Here is a 16,918-nt window from a genome sequence, read left to right as displayed (position 1 = left end):
CGCGCCACTCGGATCACCACGGCCGGACACCCCCCTTCACGCCACACATCGCGAGAAACGCACCCCCATGAACCTCACCGAGAAGATCACGCGGGCGATCGACGCCCCCGCCACCGACGACGCGTTCGACGTCCACGCCGAGCTGACCGACGTCCTCGCGGGCATCGGGCTGAAGCCGGAGGACACCGGCGGCACGATCACCTTCGAGGGCGCCGACCCGGTCGTCCCCAGCACCCTGCGCCTGGGCGCCGCCTCCGGCATCGCCCTGGTCGCCAAGTCCGCCGCGCTCGCCGCGCTGTGGAAGGACCGCACCGGGCGCGGCCAGGACATCCACATGGACCTGCGCGTGGGCCCGCACCGGCTGTGCCCGTTCTACGAGCAGAAGTGGGAGCTCCTCAACGGCTACACCGGGGGCACCCCGTCGATCATCAACATGGCCCTCGCCAACAACTTCTACCGCAGCGCGGACGGCCGTTGGATGATGCCGTTCAACATCTACCCCAACATCAAGGTGGCCGCCGAGCGGCTGCTCGGCGTGGGTGACGTGCCGGAGCACGTCGCCGCCGCGATCGCGAAGTGGGACGCCCGGGAACTGGAGCGGGCGGGCGCCGAAGCCGGCTGTGTCATGCCGATGGTCCGCACTCCGGCCGAGATCCTGACGGAGCGTCAGTACACCGACGTCCTGGCCCACTTGCCACTGGTGGAGATCACCCGCGTCGGCGACAGCGACCCCGAGCCGCTGCCCGCCGATCCCACCGCCCCGCTGGACGGCGTACGCGCGCTCGGCATGGGTCACATCATCGCCGGGGCCGGTGCGGGGCGCGCGCTCGCGCTGCACGGCGCGGACGTGCTGAACCTGTGGCGGCCGTACGAGCTGGAGCACGACGTCACCTACCTGACGACGAGCGTCGGCGTGCGCTCCGCCACGGTGAGCCCGTACACCCCGGAGGGCCTGGCCCGTATCCATGAACTCCAGTCCGGCGCCGACGTGTTCTTCGCCAACCGGCGCCCCGGCTTCCTGGAGTCCATCGGCCTGTCCGAGGAGGAGTCGATCGCCCGGCGCCCCGGTCTCGTCTACGCCACGGTGTCGCTGAACGGTCACGAGGGTCCGTGGAAGGACTACCTCGGCTTCGACCAGACGGCGGGCGCGCTCACCGGTCTGCTGCACCTGGAGGGCGACGGCGACAAGCCCGCGCTGCCGCCCATCACGGTCGTCAACGACTACCTGGTCTCGTGGTTCCTGACGGCCGGCATCACCGAGGCGCTGCGCCGCCGCGCCATGGACGGCGGCAGCTACCGCGTCCACGTCTCGCTGTCCCGCGTGGCCCTGTGGATTCTGTCCATGGGCATCTTCGACAAGGCGTACGCCGAGGCGGTCGCCGGAACCGGCGAGCTGCACGCCTACCCGGACCCCGAGCTGTTCACCGCCGAGACGCCGCTCGGCCACTACCAGGGCATCACCGACCAGGTGCGGATGTCGGACACCCCGGGCGCCTACCGGCAGATCCTCGTGCCGCGCGGCTCCCAGCGGCCGGAATGGCTGCCGGCCGCCTGACCCGGCGCCCGCCGCACGACGGTCTGCGGGGCGTCGGGGAACCATCCGGGTTCCCCGACGCCCCGCACTCCGTTACGGCAGGCGCCAGTCCACCGGCTGCGCGCCCTGCTGCACCAGCAGCTCGTTGGCCCGGCTGAACGGGCGCGAGCCGAAGAAGCCGCGGTCGGCCGACATGGGCGAGGGGTGCGCGGACTCGATGGCCGGGTAGTCGCCGAGCAGGGGACGGGCGTTGCGGGCGTCGCGGCCCCACAGGATGGAGACCAGCGGCTTGCCGCGCGCGGCGAGGGCGCGTATCGCCTGCTCGGTGACCTCTTCCCAGCCGTTGCCGCGGTGGGCGCCGGGCTTGCGCGGGGCCGTGGTCAGCGCCCTGTTCAGCAACAGGACGCCCTGCCGGGTCCAGGGGGTCAGGTCGCCGTTGGACGGGCGGGGCAGGCCCAGGTCCGAGTGCAGCTCCCGGTATATGTTCTCCAGGCTGCCCGGCAGCTGCCGTACCTCCGGGGCCACGGCGAAGCTCAGGCCGATGGCCATGCCCGGCGTGGGATAGGGGTCCTGGCCCACGATCAGGACCCGGACATCGTCAAAGGGCTGCTGGAAGGCGCGCAGGACGTTCGCCCCGGACGGCAGATAGGTCCGTCCCGCCGCCACTTCGGCGCGCAGGAAGTCACCCATGGCCGCGATACGGCCCTCCACCGGCTCCAGGGCCTTCGCCCAGCCGGCCTCAACAAGTTCACTCAACGGTCGTCGTGCCACGTCAAGTCACTCTAGTGGCCCCCACTGACAATCCCCTCCGGCGAGTGGAGAAGCGCGGAACATCCGGGACGCCCGGCCCGCGCCCCGCTACTCTTCGTCCCCGTGAGCCGTGCGCCCGAGCGAGCCGACGGAGCCGAGCAAGCCGACCTGGCCGATGGAGCCGGGCCGGTACCGGCGTCCGCCGTGACGTCCGCCTTCCTCGCCGTGGACTCCGGCGGTTCCGGTATCCGGGTGGCGGTGGGCGTCCCCGGCACAGGCCGTACCGCCGAGGCGGCGGCCCGGGAGCCGGTGCGGACCTCGGAGCGCGGCATCGACCCCGGCCACCTTATGGCCCAAGTCGCCCCCCTGGCCCGTACGTTGGCGGCCGAGGCAGGGGCGGACCGCATCGCCTGGGCCGTCGTCGGCGCCGCCGGGTTCGCGAGCCTGGGGGACGCCCTGCGCGCCGAACTGCCGGGTGCCCTGGCCCGGGAGCTGGGGGTACGGACCGTGGCCCTCGCCGCCGACGCGGTGACCGCGTACGTGGGCGCGCTCGGTCCCCGCCCCGGCGCCGTGCTCGCGGCGGGCACCGGCCTGATCGCCGTCGGCACCGACCTCACCACCTGGCGCCGGGCGGACGGCTGGGGTCATCTGCTGGGCGACTGCGGCGGCGGGGCCTGGATCGGCCGGGCCGGCCTTGAGGCCGCGCTGCGCGCGCACGACGGGCGGGACGGCGGGTCGGGCGCGCTGCTGGAGTGCGCGGTGGAGCGGTTCGGGCCGATGGCCGGGCTGCCCGCCCGGATCTACCCGCGCACCGACCGCGCCGCCGCGCTCGCCTCCTTCGCGCCCGCCGTGGGCGAGTGCGCGGCGCACGATCCGGTCGCGGCCGGAATCCTGCGTGCGGCGGCCCGGCATCTGGCCGAGTCGGCCGCGGCCGTGTGCCCGGCGGACGGGGAGCCCGAAGTGGCGCTCACGGGAGGTCTCTTCAAGCTCGGCGAACCCCTGCTGGCGCCCCTGCGCGAGGAGTTGGCGAAACAGCTGCCGCACGCCACGTCCGTACCGGCCGAGGGCGATCCGCTGCACGGCGCCGTCCGGCTCGCGACGGATCTCGCGGCCGGGCGGTGCGATGTCCCGGTTGCGCCGGCCATGCTCCATGTGGTCACCATAAGTGCGGATTGAGTCGGCTGAATCACCAACTGTCCGATGCGTGACGGGAAGAGCCGCCCCACCTGCGCAACTCATCAGACAAAACCGGACGGATACCGCTCACCTGCACCCTCCCCGAACAGGGGAGCACAGGAAACCAGTAACATGCGGCGCCATGAGCTCCCCCACTGGACCCGAGTCCGGCCTGCCAGTTCGAATGCCGCGACCCCGCCAGCCAGGACGTCACCGTCGTCCGGAACCGCTGGTGGCTCCCGAGGACGCGCCCGCGTTCGTCCTCGCCGTGCCCGGCGCGCCCAGCGCCGCCACGCGCAGCCTCGCCGAGGAGGTCGTGAGCATCGCCCGCTCCGAGCTGCCCGGCCTGGATGCCCGGATCGGCTACCTGGACGGGGACGACGCGGACTTCCCGACCCTCAAGTCCGTGCTGGCACGGACCGCCGAGGAGCGCACCGCCCGCTACGAGCAGGCCCTCGCCGCCGGAAGTGACCCGAAGAAGCCGGAGGGCCCCGTCGCCGCGGTCGTCCCGCTGCTGGCCGGCCCCGACGGCGCCCTGCTGCGCCAGATCCGCCAGGCCATGATGGACAGCCGGGTCGCCGCCGAGCTGACCGACGTGCTCGGCCCCCACCCGCTGCTCGCCGAGGCCCTGCACGTGCGGCTCTCCGAGGCGGGCCTGGCCCGCGCGGACCGCGCCCGTCTGTTCACCGTGGCGACCGCGGCCGACGGCATCATCCTGGCCTCCGTGGGCGGCGAGGAGGCCGTGCAGGCGGCCGGCATCACCGGCATGCTGCTCGCCGCGCGCCTGGCCGTGCCGGTGATCGCGGCCGCGCTGGACCAGGAGGGCTCGATCGCCTCCGTGGCCGAGCAGCTGCGCGCGTCCGGCTCGCAGCAGCTGGCCCTCGCGCCGTACCTGATCGGTCCGGAGATCGACAACTCGCTGCTGACCGCGGCCGCCGAGGAGGTGGACTGCGCCACCTCGGAGGCGCTGGGCGCCTACCCGGCGATCGGCAAGCTCGCGCTCGCCAAGTACACGACGGCGCTGGGCATCGCCCCGGAGCAGCCGCAGGGAGCGCCGGTCCGCTGACGCGGCACGACACCCGTACGACACGAGGGCCCGCCCCGGGAGACCGGGGCGGGCCCTTTCGCATGCCTGAGCCGGCCCTTTCGCGTGCCTGAGCAGGCCCTTCGGCGCGCCTGAGCAGGCCATTCGGCATGTCCGAGCGGGCCCGCCCCCGCACCTGAGCAGGCCCTTCCGTGCCCCTGGGCGGCGTTCTCCGGGCCGCTCAGCCGAAGATCACGCAGGAGGCCGCGGGAACGTCCAGGGAGCCGTCGTAGCGCGGCAGGCCGGTCCTGTCGTCCACGGTGAACCAGGTCACGCCGCCGGAGCGTTCATGGGCGGCGTAGAGGCGGCCGCCGTGCTCGGCCAGGGCACGCGGCCAGTGGCCGCCGCTCGGGACCGTGCCGAGCGGCCGGAGGCCGTCGCCCTCGGCGCGGAAGACGGACAGGACGTCCTCGCCGCGGGTCGCGGTCCACACGAAGCGGCCGTCGGGCGAGACCACGATGCCGGAGGGGTGAGCGTCCCCGGCCGGGGCGCCGGGCAGGACGGGGACCTCGGTCAGCGGCCGCAGCGAGCCCGCGCCGGAGTCCCAGCGGCAGACGGTGACGGTGGGGGTGAGTTCGTTGACGACGTAGGCGTGCAGGCCGTCGGGGTGGAAGACTAGGTGGCGCGGGCCCGAGCCGGGCCGCAGGGCGATCTCTCGGTGCAGCACCGGCACGCCCGCCTCCAGGGCGCAGACCCGCACCGAGTCGGTGCCGAGGTCCACGCTGACGGCCCAGCGCCCCTCGGGGTCGGACTGCACGTGGTGGGGGTGCGGGGCGCGCTGGCGGCGGTCGTGCGGGCCCGAGCCGGTGTGCTGGAGCTGCCCGGAGGGTGCGGGGGCGAGGGTGCCGTCGGGGCGTACGGGGACGGCGGTGACGGTGCCGCTGCCGTAGTTGGCGGTGAGCAGGTGTCCGGCGTGCAGGCCGAGGTGGGTGGGGCCGCTGCCGTCCACCGGGACGGGTGGCCCGGCGGGCTCCAGCTTGTCCCCGCGCACCCGGTAGGCGGCGACCGCGCCCTCGGCCGTCTCGCTGACCGCGTAGAGCATGTCCCCGGCGGGCGAGAGCGCGAGGTACGAGGGGTCGGGCACGGCGCCGAGGACGCCGGTGCGGATCAGGGCGCCGTCGCCGGGCCGGACCTCGGCCGTCACCAGACCGTGGCCGCCGGCCGCCGTGTACGAGCCGATGAAGGCCCGGCGGGGCACCTGTCCGTGTTCACCGCTTTCTGCCACGCCTGTCCCCTTTCGGTCGAGACAGTGCCGACGCTAGCAGCAGGTCACAACCGGTCTGGACCAAATGGCGGAGGGGTGCGCGCCGGGATGACGGGGGCGGCTGTCAGGGGTGGCGGCGGGTGCGTGTCAGGCGCCGACCAGCCGGGAGGGCGCCGGGGCGCGCAGCGGCTCGGCCAGTTCGGCGAGGGCCCGCTCCAGGCCGTGGAGGTGGGCGAGGGCCGGTTCGGCGGGGGTCTCGGCGGGGCGCAGGATGTGTCCGGCGCCGCCCTCGGTGAGCGCCTCGACGGCGGCCTCCACGCGCCAGCACGCGGCGGCGAGCCGGGCGTCGTGCGAGGCCTCGGGGTCGGCGGCGACCGCGACCAGGCCGCGCACCTCGCGGGCGCAGTCGTCGAGGAGCGCGAGGACGCGGCGGGCGCGGTGCTTGCGCCACAGCAGCGGGTTGAGCGGATGGGTCAGCGGTGCGACGGAGAGCCGTACCCGGCCGAGCAGCTGCTCCAGCTCGGCCACGCGCGGGGCGGGGTCCGCGTCGGACCCGGCGAGGCGGGCGGCGGCCTCGGCGGTGCAGGCCCGCACACAGCGCAGAGCGCGCTGGATCGAGGCGTCGGTGGTGAGGTGCGTGGTGACGGGCAGCACGAACAGCACGGCGAGCGCGGCACCGGCGACACCGACGGCGGTCTCGGCCACGCGCAGCGCGAGCAGCCCGGGGTCGAGGACGCCGAAGAGGCCGTAGAGGAGTTCGGCGAGGAGGGTCACCCAGAGCATCATCCAGGTGTAGGAGACGGACGCCGTATAAAAGATGCCGAAAACGGAGATCGCGACGAGCACGGCGCTGGCGACCGGCTCGCCGTCCACCGGCATCGCGACGAGCACGCCGAGGGCGACGCCGAGCAGGGTGCCGAGCACGCGCCGGAAGCCGCGTACCAGGGTCTCGCCGCGCGAGGCGGTGTTGACGAAGACCCACCAGGTGGCGCCGACGGCCCAGTACCAGCGCTGTCCGGACACCAGCTGCCCGATGACCAGCGCGAACCCGGCCCCGGCGGCCGCCTGGACCGCCTGCCGGGTGGTGACCCGGGCCAGCCCGGTGCCGCCGGGCGGCGCGGGTACAGCGGCGGGGGGCATCCGGCGCTCGTAGCACCACAGGCCGAAGCGCACGGCCGCGGCGGCGAGCAGGGAGAGCAGCAGGGAGGCGTACAGCTCGGGCAGCCGGGCGGGGGTGACCCGCAGGAACTGGCCGACGAAGAACATCATGAACGCGAATACGCCGAGGCTGTGCCCGCGCGGCCCCCAGCGGCGGGCGTAGACCCCGGCGCCGACGACGGCGATGAAGGCGAAGTCGCGGCCGACCGGGTGGGCGTGCAACGCGGCGGCCAGCGCGAGCACCGGGATGCCGACGACCGGGAGCAAAGCGGTGGTGACCGCCTGGCCGCGCACGGTGGCGTCGGCGACGGTGAAGAGCGCGAGCAGCGCGGCGAGTCCGCCCGCGACCATGCCGACGAGGGAGTGCCCGGCGACACCGCACACGACGACCGCGAGCCCGATCCCGAGGACCGCGCGCGCGGCGAAGCGCAGCCGCACATGTCCCGGGTCCGGCGCCACGAACACCTTCTTCAGCACTGCTGTCCGCCCCCTTGTGGCCGTCCGCACGAAAAAGGCGCCGCGGTGATCCGCAGCGCCATCGACCTGACTATATGAGCATCACAGGGCCACTTGGCTCAACTGGCCTCGGATTCACTGGGCCATTGGACCAGCGAAGCGGGAGGACGTGAAGCCAGCGGCGGGCCAACGGTCCAGGTCACACGGCATGCGGGAGTGGCGCCCGACTGGGCCATTGGTACAGTCGCCGGTGACCGGTGCGGTACGAGGAGGCGGAGCTCCATGGCGGTGGACGAACTCGACACGCGCATCCTGCGGTTGCTGCTCGAACAGCCGCGCACCAGTGTGCGGGAGTACGCCCGCATCCTCGGCGTCGCCCGGGGCACCCTCCAGGCCCGCCTGGACCGCATGGAGCGGGACGGTGTGATCACCGGCACCGGGCCCTCGCTCTCCCCCGCCGCGCTCGGGCATCCGGTGCTGGCGTTCGTGCACATCGAGGTCACGCAGGGCCATCTGGACGATGTCGGGGAGGCGCTGGCGTCCGTGCCGGAGATCGTGGAGGCGTTCTCGACCACCGGCGGCGGGGATCTGCTGGCCCGGGTGGTCGGGCGGGACAACGCCCATCTGGAGGATGTGATCCAGAAGCTGATCAGCGTGCCGGGCGTGGTGCGCACCCGCACCGAGGTGGTGCTGCGCGAGCGCGTGCCGTACCGGCTGCTGCCGCTGGTGGAGTCGGTGGGGCGGGCGGCGGCGCGCTCCTGACCCCGGCCGGACGGCACCCGGCGGGCGGTTCGGGCGGCGGCGGGCGGGGCGGATCTCCGCGCGCGCCCGACACGCCCCCTGCATAGCGTGATCGTATGACTACAGTCCAGACCCGCCCGGCCGCCGACGACCGACGACGGTGGAAGGCGCTCGGGGTCTGTCTGACGGCGGGCTTCATGACGATGCTCGACAGCTCGATCGTGAACGTGGCGCTGCCCTCGATGGAACGCGGCCTGGGCGCCGACGCGGCCGACGTGTCCTGGGTGGTGTCGGGCTTCGCGCTCACCTTCGGGCTCACGCTGGTCCCGGCGGGCCGGCTCGGCGACGTGCGCGGGCGGCGGGCGGCCTTCCTGTTCGGGCTCGCGCTGTTCACGCTGTCCTCGGTCGCGTGCGCGCTGGCGCCCAGCGCGGGCTGGCTGGTGCTGTACCGGCTGGTGCAGGGCGCGGCCTCGGGTGTCATCGCCTCGCAGACGACGGGGCTGATCCAGCAGATGTTCCAGGGCGCCGAGCGGGCGCGCGCGTTCGGCCTGCTGGGCAGCGTGGTGGGTGTCTCCACGGCGGTCGGGCCGCCCGCGGGCGGAGTGCTGATCCAGGCGTTCGGCGTGGCGGACGGCTGGCGCTGGATCTTCTACATCAACGTGCCGATCGGGATCGCCGCCTTCTGCGCCGCGCTGCGCCTGCTGCCCCGTACGCCCGTCACCCCGGGCCGTCCGCGCGAGGGCGTCGACCTGCCCGGGGTCGCGCTGCTCGGCGCGGGCATGCTCGCGCTGATGCTGCCGCTGGTGCAGGAGCAGCAGTGGACCGGGCGCGAGAAGTGGGCGCTGCTCCCGGTGGCCGGGCTGCTGCTCGCGGCGTTCTGGGCCTGGGAGCGGCGCCAGGGGCGGCGCGGGCAGGCTCCGCTGGTCGACCTGAACCTCTTCGCCCTGCGGTCCTTCACGCTCGGCGTGCTGCTGAACGTGGTGTACTTCGCGGGCTTCACCACCGTGTTCTTCGTCTACACCCTGTTCCTGCAGAACGGCCTGGGCTACGGCGCGCTCGGGGCCGGGCTGGCCTCGCTGCCGTTCGCGGTCGGCTCGGCGGTGGGCGCGGCCCGGGGCGGCCGGCTGGTGGTACGGCACGGGCGCCGGCTGGTCGTCGTCGGGCTGAGCGCGGTGGCGGTCGGGCTGCTCGCGGTCATCGTGACGGTCCAGGCCGTACCGGGGCGCGGCGCGGCCTGGGCGGCGGCACTCCCCCTGCTGATCGCGGGCCTCGGCTCCGGCATCACCATCTCCCCGAACACCGCCCTCACCCTCGCCCGGGTGCCGGTCCAGCGGGCCGGGGCGGCGGGCGGCGTCCTGGTCACCGCCCAGCGCGTCGGCTCGGCGGCGGGCATCGCGGCCGTGGGCGCGGTGTACTTCGCCCACCTCGCCAACGACGGCAACCCCACGACGGCCCTCCAGCTCGGCCTGCTGACGGCCGTGGGCATCATCCTGGTCGCCCTGGCCCTGGCGGTGGCGGACCTGCGCGAACGCCGGAACCACCCGGAGCCGACGGCACCCGTCGAGGGCCCCGCGACGCCGGAGCCGACGGGCGCGGGACGCTGATCCCCCGGGGCAAGCCCCGTCGCTCAGGACTTGCGGCGGGGCTTGCCCGTGCCCCTTCCGGAGGTACCGGTGCGGCCCCGGGCACCCCGGCCCGACGACTTGGCCCCGCCCGACGACTTCGCTCCTCCGGAGGACTTCGCCCCGCCGGAGGGCTTCCCGCTCTTCTGCCGGCCCGGCTCCGGGCGCTTGCGCTCCTGCTTCGGCTCGGCCCCGGCGGAGCGTCCCCGCGTGCTGTTGACCGTGCGGCCGCGCACGATGCCGATGAAGTCCTCCACCAGGTCGGTGGTGGCCTCCTCGGGCCAGGAGAGGGCGACGCTGGACTCGGGGCCGTCGGCCAGCGTGCGGTAGGTGAGGTCCTTGCGGTGGTAGAGGCGGGCCAGGGACTGCGGGACGACCAGGAGGCCGACGTTCGCCGCCACCAGCTCGATCGCGTCCTCCGTGGTCGCCGGGCGCTCGAAGGCGGGCTCGCCGGGGGGCGCGTCCCAGTCGAAGACGTCGTCCAGCGGGTGGAAGAGCACTTCCCCGGCGAGGTCGGCGAGGGTCACCTCTTCGGCCGCCGTGAACAGGTGGTCCTTGGGGACGACGACCACGGTCGTCTCGGTGTAGAGCGGGATCGCGCTGAAGTACGTACGGTCCACCGGCAGCCGTACGAACGCGGCGTCCGCGTCCCCCGCGCGCAGCAGCCCGTCGGTCCCGGCGGCCGGGACCTGGAGCAGGGTGAGCGGGATGTCCGGCAGCCGCTCGTTCCAGATCCGCGCCCATTTGGCGGGCGTCACTCCGGGAACGTAGGCGAGCCGGAACGACGGTGTTTCCTCCGAGCCTGTCACCAGGCCAAGGCTACCGGCCCCGGTCGGCCCACCCGTACGCGGCCGATACCCTTGACCTCATGAGTTCGCAGCAGAGCACCCAGACGATGAAGCCCGCCACGGCGGCGAAGAAGCTGGGTGTGTACCTCCCCGCCACCCCCGCAGAGTTCCAGGAGGGTGTCGTTTCGCGCGCCGAGCTGAACGAGCTCCAGGCCAACCCGCCCGAGTGGCTGCGCGAGCTGCGCCAGAACGGACCCCACCCGCGTCCCGTCGTCGCGGCCAAGCTCGGCGTGTCCATCGCCGGTCTGGCGCGCGGCGGTGTCACCGAGGCGCTCACCACCGAGCAGATCGAGGCGCTCAAGCAGGAGCGCCCCGAGTGGCTGGAAAAGGAGCGCGCCACCCAGGCCGAGGTCCGCAAGGAAGCCGTACGGATCAAGAACCTGCAGCAGGAGAAGGCGGCCCGCGAGGACTGACCCCGCCCGCCCCGCACACGCCCCCCGGCCTCGCCGGGGGGCGTTGTCAGTGGTCGCCCCTACAGTTCCTCCCACTTGATCATTGCGGTGCGGGGAGGCACGTATGGGGTGGGTGTCGGCCGGTGACTACGAGGTCACCCTCGACGGCGGAAAAGTGGTGTGCCGCAACGCGGCCGGACGGCGGCTGAAGTCGGTGCCGTCGAAGATCGCCGACGATCCGGCGGTCGTGGGGCTCGCGCAGCTCACCGAGTGGCTGGAGCGGCACGAGCGGGAGTGCCTGGCGAGCGTGGAGCGGTGGATGGTCCGCTCGCTCCCGGTGCCGCTCGCCGTGCTCACCCGCGTCTGGCCCGACCCTGCCTGGCAGGCGGCGCTGCGCGACCTCGTGGTGACCGGGGAGGACGGCCGGATCGCCGGTTTCCTGCGGGACGCCGACCCCGCGCGCGGCCTCGGCCTGGTCGACCTGGACGGCGACACGGTGCGCATGACCCCCGAGCTGGTCCGCATCCCGCACCCGGTGCTCCTGGAGGACCTGGCGGACCTGCGCGAGTTCGCCGTCGAACTGGGCGTGGAGCAGCGCGCCCAGCAGCTCTTCCGCGAGGTCTGGCACCGCCCGGCCGCGCTTGCCGAGGGCGCCACCCAGGTCGAGGAGTACGCGGGCGGCGCGTTCAAGGAGCTGCGCTTCCTGCACGGCCGGGCCGCCCAGCTGGGCTACCGGGTGCGCGGCGGCCAGGCGGTCTGCCCCGTCCTGGAGGACGGCCGCGGCGTCGAGGCCCGCGTCTGGATCGGTGACTACGACGGCTGGGAGAGCGTCGAGACCGGCCCGCTGATGTGGACCGACCCGGCGGGACGGGTGCTGAAGCTCGGTCAGGTGGGTCCGGTCGCGTGGTCGGAGGGGATGCGCATGGCCGCCGCGCTGTACGCGGGGCGTGACATGGAGAACGAGGAGCGGGCGGCATGACGACGTACGACGAGACCACCCTGGCCGCGCTCCTGGAGGCGGGCGCGGTCCTGCCGCCCGGCAGCACCGCGCGCGAGGACGCCGACACGCTCACCGTCCGCACCTACACCCACCCCGCGCTGGACGGCCGGCAGGTCGTCCGGCTGGTGCCGGGCACCCTCGGGGAGGCCGAGGACCTGGCGCTGGAGTTCCTCGGTCTGGCCCGGGAGCCGGCGGCGCCAAACGTCGGCCAGGTGCGCCGCGAGACGCTGGGCTTCCCGGCCTGGGCGCTGGTGCACGACCCGGCGAACGGCCATCACGCGCTCGCCCTGGTCAAGGACGTGGAACGGCTCGCCCGGCAGGCCAAGTCCCGCCCGGGCAACGCCAAGCAGGGCTTCGAGGAGCTGGGCGTACGGCTCGGGCGGGCGGTGCCGCACTTCCTGCCGACGTTCTACGAGCAGGCCGCGCGCGCCTTCCTCCAGCACGAGAACACCACGTACGCCGCCGCGTTCTTCGGCCGGGCCCGCGAGGCCGAGCGGGTGCACGCGCTCGCGGTGGACGAGGAGCGGCAGCGGGCGGTGTTCCTGGAGTTCGCCTTCGCCGGGGCGCTGACCGTGAAGGCGCTCAGGGAGCATGTGAAGGACCTGGGCCGGCGGCTCGACCCGGCCGCGGCGTGGGCGCAGTTCCGGCAGCTGACGGTGGAGCGCTGCGCGGCCGGGATGCCGCCGTACGCCTCGCTGCCGCAGGACGCGCGCGGGCTGATCAAGGCGGCCGGGCTCGACCGGGAGACCGAGGAGCGCGCGCTCGTCGCCGATCTGCTCGCCTCGCCCGCCGTCGTCCGGGCGCCCGCGTCCTTCTGGACGGCCTACCGCCCGGCCCTGTGCGTCCTGGCCGAGGAGCGGCCCGGGGTGCGGGCGCGGCTGCTGGAGATCATGCCCGCCGGGCTCGAACGCGGCGTCGAGGGCGACGAGTTCTGGCTGGCGCTGCTGGCCGGGGCCGGCGCCGACCGGCTGCTGACGGACGAGGCGGCGGCCCGCGAGCACGGCGTGGACCCGGCCGGCTGGCTGTCCCGCTGGGCGCTGCACCGCAAGCGCGGCGGCTCGTTCGCCCACCGCTCGCCGGGCACGCTCGCGCTGGCGGCGCGGATGGCGCCGCTGCTGCGCTCCGCCGGGCGCCCGGTGGACCTGTTCGCCGGGGCCTGGGGGGCGAGCGCCCACCTCGATCTGCTGGACCTGTGCGCCGCCGAGGGCGTGCCGCTGTCGCTCCCGGCCGCCGATGCCCGGGTGCAGCTGTCGGTGACCAACTGGCTGTCGGACACCGGGGAGGGCCGCCGGGACCTGGTGGCCGTCGCGGCCGACCCGCGTCTGCGGCGCCTGCTGCACGGGGCCGTGGAGCAGGCCGGTGGCCAACGCGCCCACAACGACGACGTGTTGAAGGAGATCGCCGCCCATCCGGTGCTCTCCGACGTGCTGCGGGAGTGGCTCGACGAGGTGTCGGGGGAGTTCACCCGCGCGACCGGACTGCCCGCCGCGCGCACGGCACTCGACCGGCTGCGGCCCTTCCGGAGCGTCGCCCCGGGAGCGGGACCCGAGTCGGTCGCCCGGATCGCCGGGCATCCGCTCGCGCCCCTGCTCGGCCGCACGCTGCGCGCCGGTGTCCTGGACGAACTGGGCTGGCCCGCCCTCGAAGAGGCGCTGGACCTGCTCGACGCCCAGAGCCTGGACCCCAAGAACCACCACCCGGTCACCGTCCACGAGGCATGGCCCGCGCTGATCGTCTCCCGGGGGCACAAGGCGCTCGTCGTCGGCCCGGAGAAGATCCTCCTCGACCACGACCTGCGGCTGCCCCAGGACCTGGACCGCCATCAGCGCCCCCGGTTCCGCTACGTGGACGGGGAGTTGCTGGTCGTCTGGCGGCGCAACAACAAGCAGTGCGCCTACTGGTCGAACCGTCCTGCCGAGGTGTTCGCGCTCGGCGGCGAGCAGGTCCCGACCTGGTGGTACGGGCACGACGACCTCGCCGCCTCGATCCCGCTGCCCGGCGGCGGCCGCGCCTCCGGGGGCCGCGCCCTGCACGCCGGTGACACGGACCTCCCGCCGAGCCGTACCGTCCTCGGCGACGGCACCGGGTACTGGCGCGAGGGCAGGCAGGGTCTGCGCACGGTGTGGCTGGAGTACGACCCGGTGACCGGCGACCACGGCCGCGCCTCCCTGCCCGCGCCGCTGCGCGCCGGTGTCCGCGAGGACGCCGAGCTGGTGGCCGGGATGTGCGAGCTGCTGCCGCTGCAACCCGGCCTGGAGCAGAGCCCGTTCGGCACCGACGGCACGGTTCTGGGCCGCTGGGTGCGCACCGAGGGGGACGGCGCGGAGCGGTGCCGCACCGCCGGGGCTCCGGACGGGCGTACGGTGTCGATGCCCATGACGGACGGCTTTCCCCTGGGCGCGCTGCGGCTGCCCGGCGCCGAGCCGGTCGTCACGCGGATGCGCCAGACCGTCGCGCTGTGCGCGGGCGACGACCCCACCGGCACGGGCCGGCTGGGCACGGTCACGCTCAACGGCCCGGGCGGCGAGTTCGCCGCGGGCACCCCGCTGGTGCCCCCGCTGCCGTTCTGGCACGCCCTGCGGCCGCGCGACGAGCACGGCTCGGCCGTACTGCGCGTCGTCACCGACGAGCAGGCGGCCGAGCTGACGCGGAGCACGGCGAAGGCGCTGGCCGAGCGGCAGGAGGCCGTCAAGCGCGCCGGCGACGACAAGGCCGCGCGGGAGGCGCTGCCGTCGGAGGCCGAACTGACCCTGCGGGCGGTGCGCGAGGGGCTGCCGGGCCTCACCGACGCCCGGCTGCTCACCGGCGTGGCCTCGCTGGTCCGCTCGGCGCTGCGCCTCACGGCCTCGGCGACCGCCTTCGCCGAACCGCCCCGGGAGCGCCCCGCCCGGTCGCGCGAGCACACCGAGGGCATGTTCTGGGACTACAGCCCCGAGCACGGGGAGGACCGCACCCTGCGCGAGGCGCTGGCCGGGATCGTGAACGTGTACGGCTACTGGCACGGCGAGCAGCGCACCGCGCTGCGCCAGATCCGGGCCGTGAACCACGTCCTGTCCGGCCACGCCGCCCACGGCAAGCCGCTGACGAGCCCGGAGCGCAACGCCGCCCTCACCGGCGGCTGGCACAGCGAGACACACACCGTCCCCGGCATCGGCCTGGTGTGGCCCGGCGCCCTGGGCGCCCTGCGGGCACTCGCCTTCAGGGCCGCCTCCGTGGCCCTGACCGACGCCGCGCGCGAGGCGCTGCTCCTGCTCTTCGAGGCGGTGGGCGAGGGGCCGCTCGTCACGGGGCCCGGCACGCTGCGGGAGGTCACCCTGTCCGAGTCGGCCGACGGCTGGCTGCGGACCGGGCAGGTGCTGCGGCACGGCGGCCGCACGGTCGTGATCCTCGGCAGCCTGCGCATCGACCGGATGCGGGACCGCATCGACTGGCTGGCCCTCGACCACGATCCGTCGGGCGCGTTCGGTCCGGTCGCCCACTTCACCCTGAGCGACGAGGTCCGGCACGACCCGGGGATCTCCGGCGAGGACCTGGCCGCCGTCACACGGCTGATCCGCGCCAAGGGCGCCGCTCCCTGGCAGCCCGGGGCCCCGGAGGCGCTGACGGCCGCGACCGGCGGCGGCCTCGGCCCGCTCCAGGCGACGGCGGTGCTGGCCGCGCTCCAGCCGGAGCCCCCGGCCGGGGCACTGGCCCTCACCGGTCTGAAGATCCGCCAGTACGAGTACGGCATCGCCCGGCTCGGCACGCTCCCCGCCGAGACCCGGACCGCCCTGCTCGGCGCGCTGCTGCCGGCCGGCCCGGAGGCGCTGTGGACCTCGGGCCCGGACACCGGCGCGGCCGGACGCGTCTGGGCCGAGCGGCTCGGCTCGCTGGTCCGGATACCGGAGGACGTCGACGCCGAGCTGACCGGGCTGAACGCCGGGCACGCCGAGAACGTCCTCAACCCGTCCCGCACCCCCTGGCTGGCCCGTACGACGCGGCTGCGTCTCGGCGCGGACGGCGAACTCGGCCCGGAGGACCCGGCCGCGCTGCCCGGCGGGTCCGCCCTGTCCGGCGTGGCCGTCTCGCTCGCGGCGCTGGCGTACGTCCTGCCGTACGGCCACCCCCTGCGCGCCGCCCTGCCGGAGGGCCTGGCCGCCGTGCGGCGCCGGATGGCCGACCCGGAGCTGCTGCACGACCCGGGCGTGGCGTGGACGGACAAGGGCAAGCCCACGGGGGCGGAGGTGCGCAAGGCGTACGGGCTGCCCGCCACCGGCGGCGCCGACGCGCGGGGGCTGGTCCGGGCCGGTGACGCCCTGGTCCTGCGCCCCTGGCACTACGGGGAGGCGGTCCTGCTCCGCACGGCCGCGCTCGCCGGCCCGGACGACCCGGTGTTCGGGCTGCTCGAGGGGCTGGTCGGCCCGGATCGCGGCGACGGGCTGCGCGCGCTGAGCGCGCTCCTCGGCCCGGAGCTGGAGCGCGCGGTGGCGGCCGGTGCCGACGGTCCGCGGGGCCACGCCCAGGACCCGTCGGTCAGCGTGCCCGAGCTGGTCGCCGAGGTCGCCGCCGCGCACGGTCTCGGCGAGGACGCGGCCGTGCTCTACCTCCAGTTGCTGGCGCTGCCCGACCCGACGGACCGCAACCGGACGCGCTGGACCGGCTGGCGGCCCGGCCGGGCGAAGAAGGCGCGGACCGAACTCGTCGCGAGCGGTCTGGTCGTCGAGGCCAAGCGGCCGCGCGCCGGGCGCACCCTCTTCCTGCCGTGCGGCTGGCGGGACCTGAAGTCGCCCGCGCTGCCGGTGGAGACGTGGAAGGAGGGGCTGTACCCGGTGCCGGAGCGCCGTCGCGCCGTGCCCCTGCTGCCGGTGCCCGAGCTGTTCGCCCGCGCCTGGGAACGGGTCCGCGCGGGCGACGGACCGGCGTACGAGGAGCTGACCACCCGGGCGAACCGGAGGGGACGGCGCAGGTGAGCGC

At 75.0% G+C, this 16,918-nt stretch carries 12 protein-coding genes; 8 read left to right on the top strand and 4 right to left on the bottom strand.

What is annotated here, in order from left to right:
* Positions 1 to 67: 67 nt before the first annotated feature.
* The gene (locus tag AB0898_RS27385; protein ID WP_366805658.1) at positions 68 to 1,555 is read left to right on the top strand and encodes a CoA transferase; all 1,488 of its coding nucleotides are present in this window, start codon (positions 68 to 70) and stop codon (positions 1,553 to 1,555) included.
* Between the two features lie 72 nt (positions 1,556 to 1,627).
* Here the strand turns inward: AB0898_RS27385 and AB0898_RS27380 are convergent, their stop codons facing one another.
* A complete protein-coding gene (locus AB0898_RS27380) occupies positions 1,628 to 2,305 on the bottom strand; it encodes a uracil-DNA glycosylase (protein WP_366805657.1) in 678 nt (225 codons plus the stop codon).
* A gap of 147 nt (positions 2,306 to 2,452) precedes the next feature.
* Between AB0898_RS27380 and AB0898_RS27375 the strand changes: the two genes are divergently transcribed.
* On the top strand, positions 2,453 to 3,460 hold the full coding sequence (locus tag AB0898_RS27375; protein ID WP_407078419.1) for an N-acetylglucosamine kinase: 1,008 nt from the start codon (positions 2,453 to 2,455) through the stop codon (positions 3,458 to 3,460).
* A gap of 142 nt (positions 3,461 to 3,602) precedes the next feature.
* Complete coding sequence (locus AB0898_RS27370; protein ID WP_366805656.1) at positions 3,603 to 4,526, top strand: hypothetical protein; 924 nt, start codon at positions 3,603 to 3,605, stop codon at positions 4,524 to 4,526.
* A gap of 199 nt (positions 4,527 to 4,725) precedes the next feature.
* On the opposite strand, the gene AB0898_RS27365 is transcribed toward AB0898_RS27370, so the two are convergent.
* Positions 4,726 to 5,769 carry a lactonase family protein gene (locus AB0898_RS27365; RefSeq protein ID WP_366805655.1) on the bottom strand — a complete coding sequence of 348 codons (1,044 nt, stop codon included), beginning with the start codon at positions 5,767 to 5,769 and terminating at the stop codon, positions 4,726 to 4,728.
* Positions 5,770 to 5,895: 126 nt separating this feature from the next.
* A complete protein-coding gene (locus tag AB0898_RS27360; protein ID WP_366805654.1) occupies positions 5,896 to 7,383 on the bottom strand; it encodes an FUSC family protein in 1,488 nt (495 codons plus the stop codon).
* 261 nt (positions 7,384 to 7,644) lie between these two features.
* On the opposite strand from AB0898_RS27360, the gene AB0898_RS27355 reads away from it, so the two are divergent.
* Together AB0898_RS27355 and AB0898_RS27350 are read left to right on the top strand one after the other, a co-directional pair.
* On the top strand, positions 7,645 to 8,124 hold the full coding sequence (locus tag AB0898_RS27355) for an Lrp/AsnC family transcriptional regulator (RefSeq protein ID WP_018546418.1): 480 nt from the start codon (positions 7,645 to 7,647) through the stop codon (positions 8,122 to 8,124).
* Positions 8,125 to 8,219: 95 nt separating this feature from the next.
* Positions 8,220 to 9,707, top strand: a complete 1,488-nt coding sequence (locus AB0898_RS27350) for an MFS transporter (protein ID WP_366805653.1) — start codon at positions 8,220 to 8,222, stop codon at positions 9,705 to 9,707.
* 23 nt (positions 9,708 to 9,730) lie between these two features.
* Here AB0898_RS27350 and AB0898_RS27345 read toward each other — a convergent pair whose 3' ends face one another.
* Positions 9,731 to 10,534 (bottom strand): LysR family transcriptional regulator substrate-binding protein, encoded by an 804-nt coding sequence (locus AB0898_RS27345; protein WP_366805652.1) that lies wholly within the window; start codon positions 10,532 to 10,534, stop codon positions 9,731 to 9,733.
* Positions 10,535 to 10,593: 59 nt separating this feature from the next.
* Here AB0898_RS27345 and AB0898_RS27340 point away from each other — a divergent pair, with 59 nt between their 5' ends.
* The 3 genes from AB0898_RS27340 to AB0898_RS27330 all read left to right on the top strand — a co-directional run bounded on the left by AB0898_RS27340 (position 10,594) and on the right by AB0898_RS27330 (position 16,914).
* Positions 10,594 to 10,986: a DUF5997 family protein gene (locus tag AB0898_RS27340; protein ID WP_366805651.1), complete on the top strand. Its 393-nt coding sequence runs from the start codon at positions 10,594 to 10,596 to the stop codon at positions 10,984 to 10,986.
* 103 nt (positions 10,987 to 11,089) lie between these two features.
* Entirely contained in the window at positions 11,090 to 11,944 is an 855-nt protein-coding gene (locus AB0898_RS27335; protein WP_366805650.1) for a DUF4132 domain-containing protein, read from the top strand.
* Positions 11,941 to 16,914, top strand: coding sequence for a hypothetical protein (locus AB0898_RS27330; protein ID WP_366805649.1), 4,974 nt, complete (start codon positions 11,941 to 11,943; stop codon positions 16,912 to 16,914). Before AB0898_RS27335 ends, AB0898_RS27330 begins: the two co-directional genes overlap by 4 nt.
* The last annotated feature ends 4 nt before the right edge of the window (positions 16,915 to 16,918 follow it).

Origin of the sequence: Streptomyces sp. NPDC005435 (genome assembly GCF_040703155.1) — a bacterium.
In the GTDB taxonomy this organism is placed as follows: domain Bacteria; phylum Actinomycetota; class Actinomycetes; order Streptomycetales; family Streptomycetaceae; genus Streptomyces.
Note: the sequence above shows the minus strand (reverse complement) of the source record. Positions and strands in the feature narration are given on the sequence as shown.

Coding starts and splice junctions, on each gene's coding strand:
- AB0898_RS27385 (WP_366805658.1), top strand. CDS start 68: ATGAACCTCACCGAGAAGATCACGCGGGCGATCGACGCCCCCGCCACC.
- AB0898_RS27370 (WP_366805656.1), top strand. CDS start 3,603: ATGAGCTCCCCCACTGGACCCGAGTCCGGCCTGCCAGTTCGAATGCCG.
- AB0898_RS27355 (WP_018546418.1), top strand. CDS start 7,645: ATGGCGGTGGACGAACTCGACACGCGCATCCTGCGGTTGCTGCTCGAA.
- AB0898_RS27350 (WP_366805653.1), top strand. CDS start 8,220: ATGACTACAGTCCAGACCCGCCCGGCCGCCGACGACCGACGACGGTGG.
- AB0898_RS27340 (WP_366805651.1), top strand. CDS start 10,594: ATGAGTTCGCAGCAGAGCACCCAGACGATGAAGCCCGCCACGGCGGCG.
- AB0898_RS27335 (WP_366805650.1), top strand. CDS start 11,090: ATGGGGTGGGTGTCGGCCGGTGACTACGAGGTCACCCTCGACGGCGGA.
- AB0898_RS27330 (WP_366805649.1), top strand. CDS start 11,941: ATGACGACGTACGACGAGACCACCCTGGCCGCGCTCCTGGAGGCGGGC.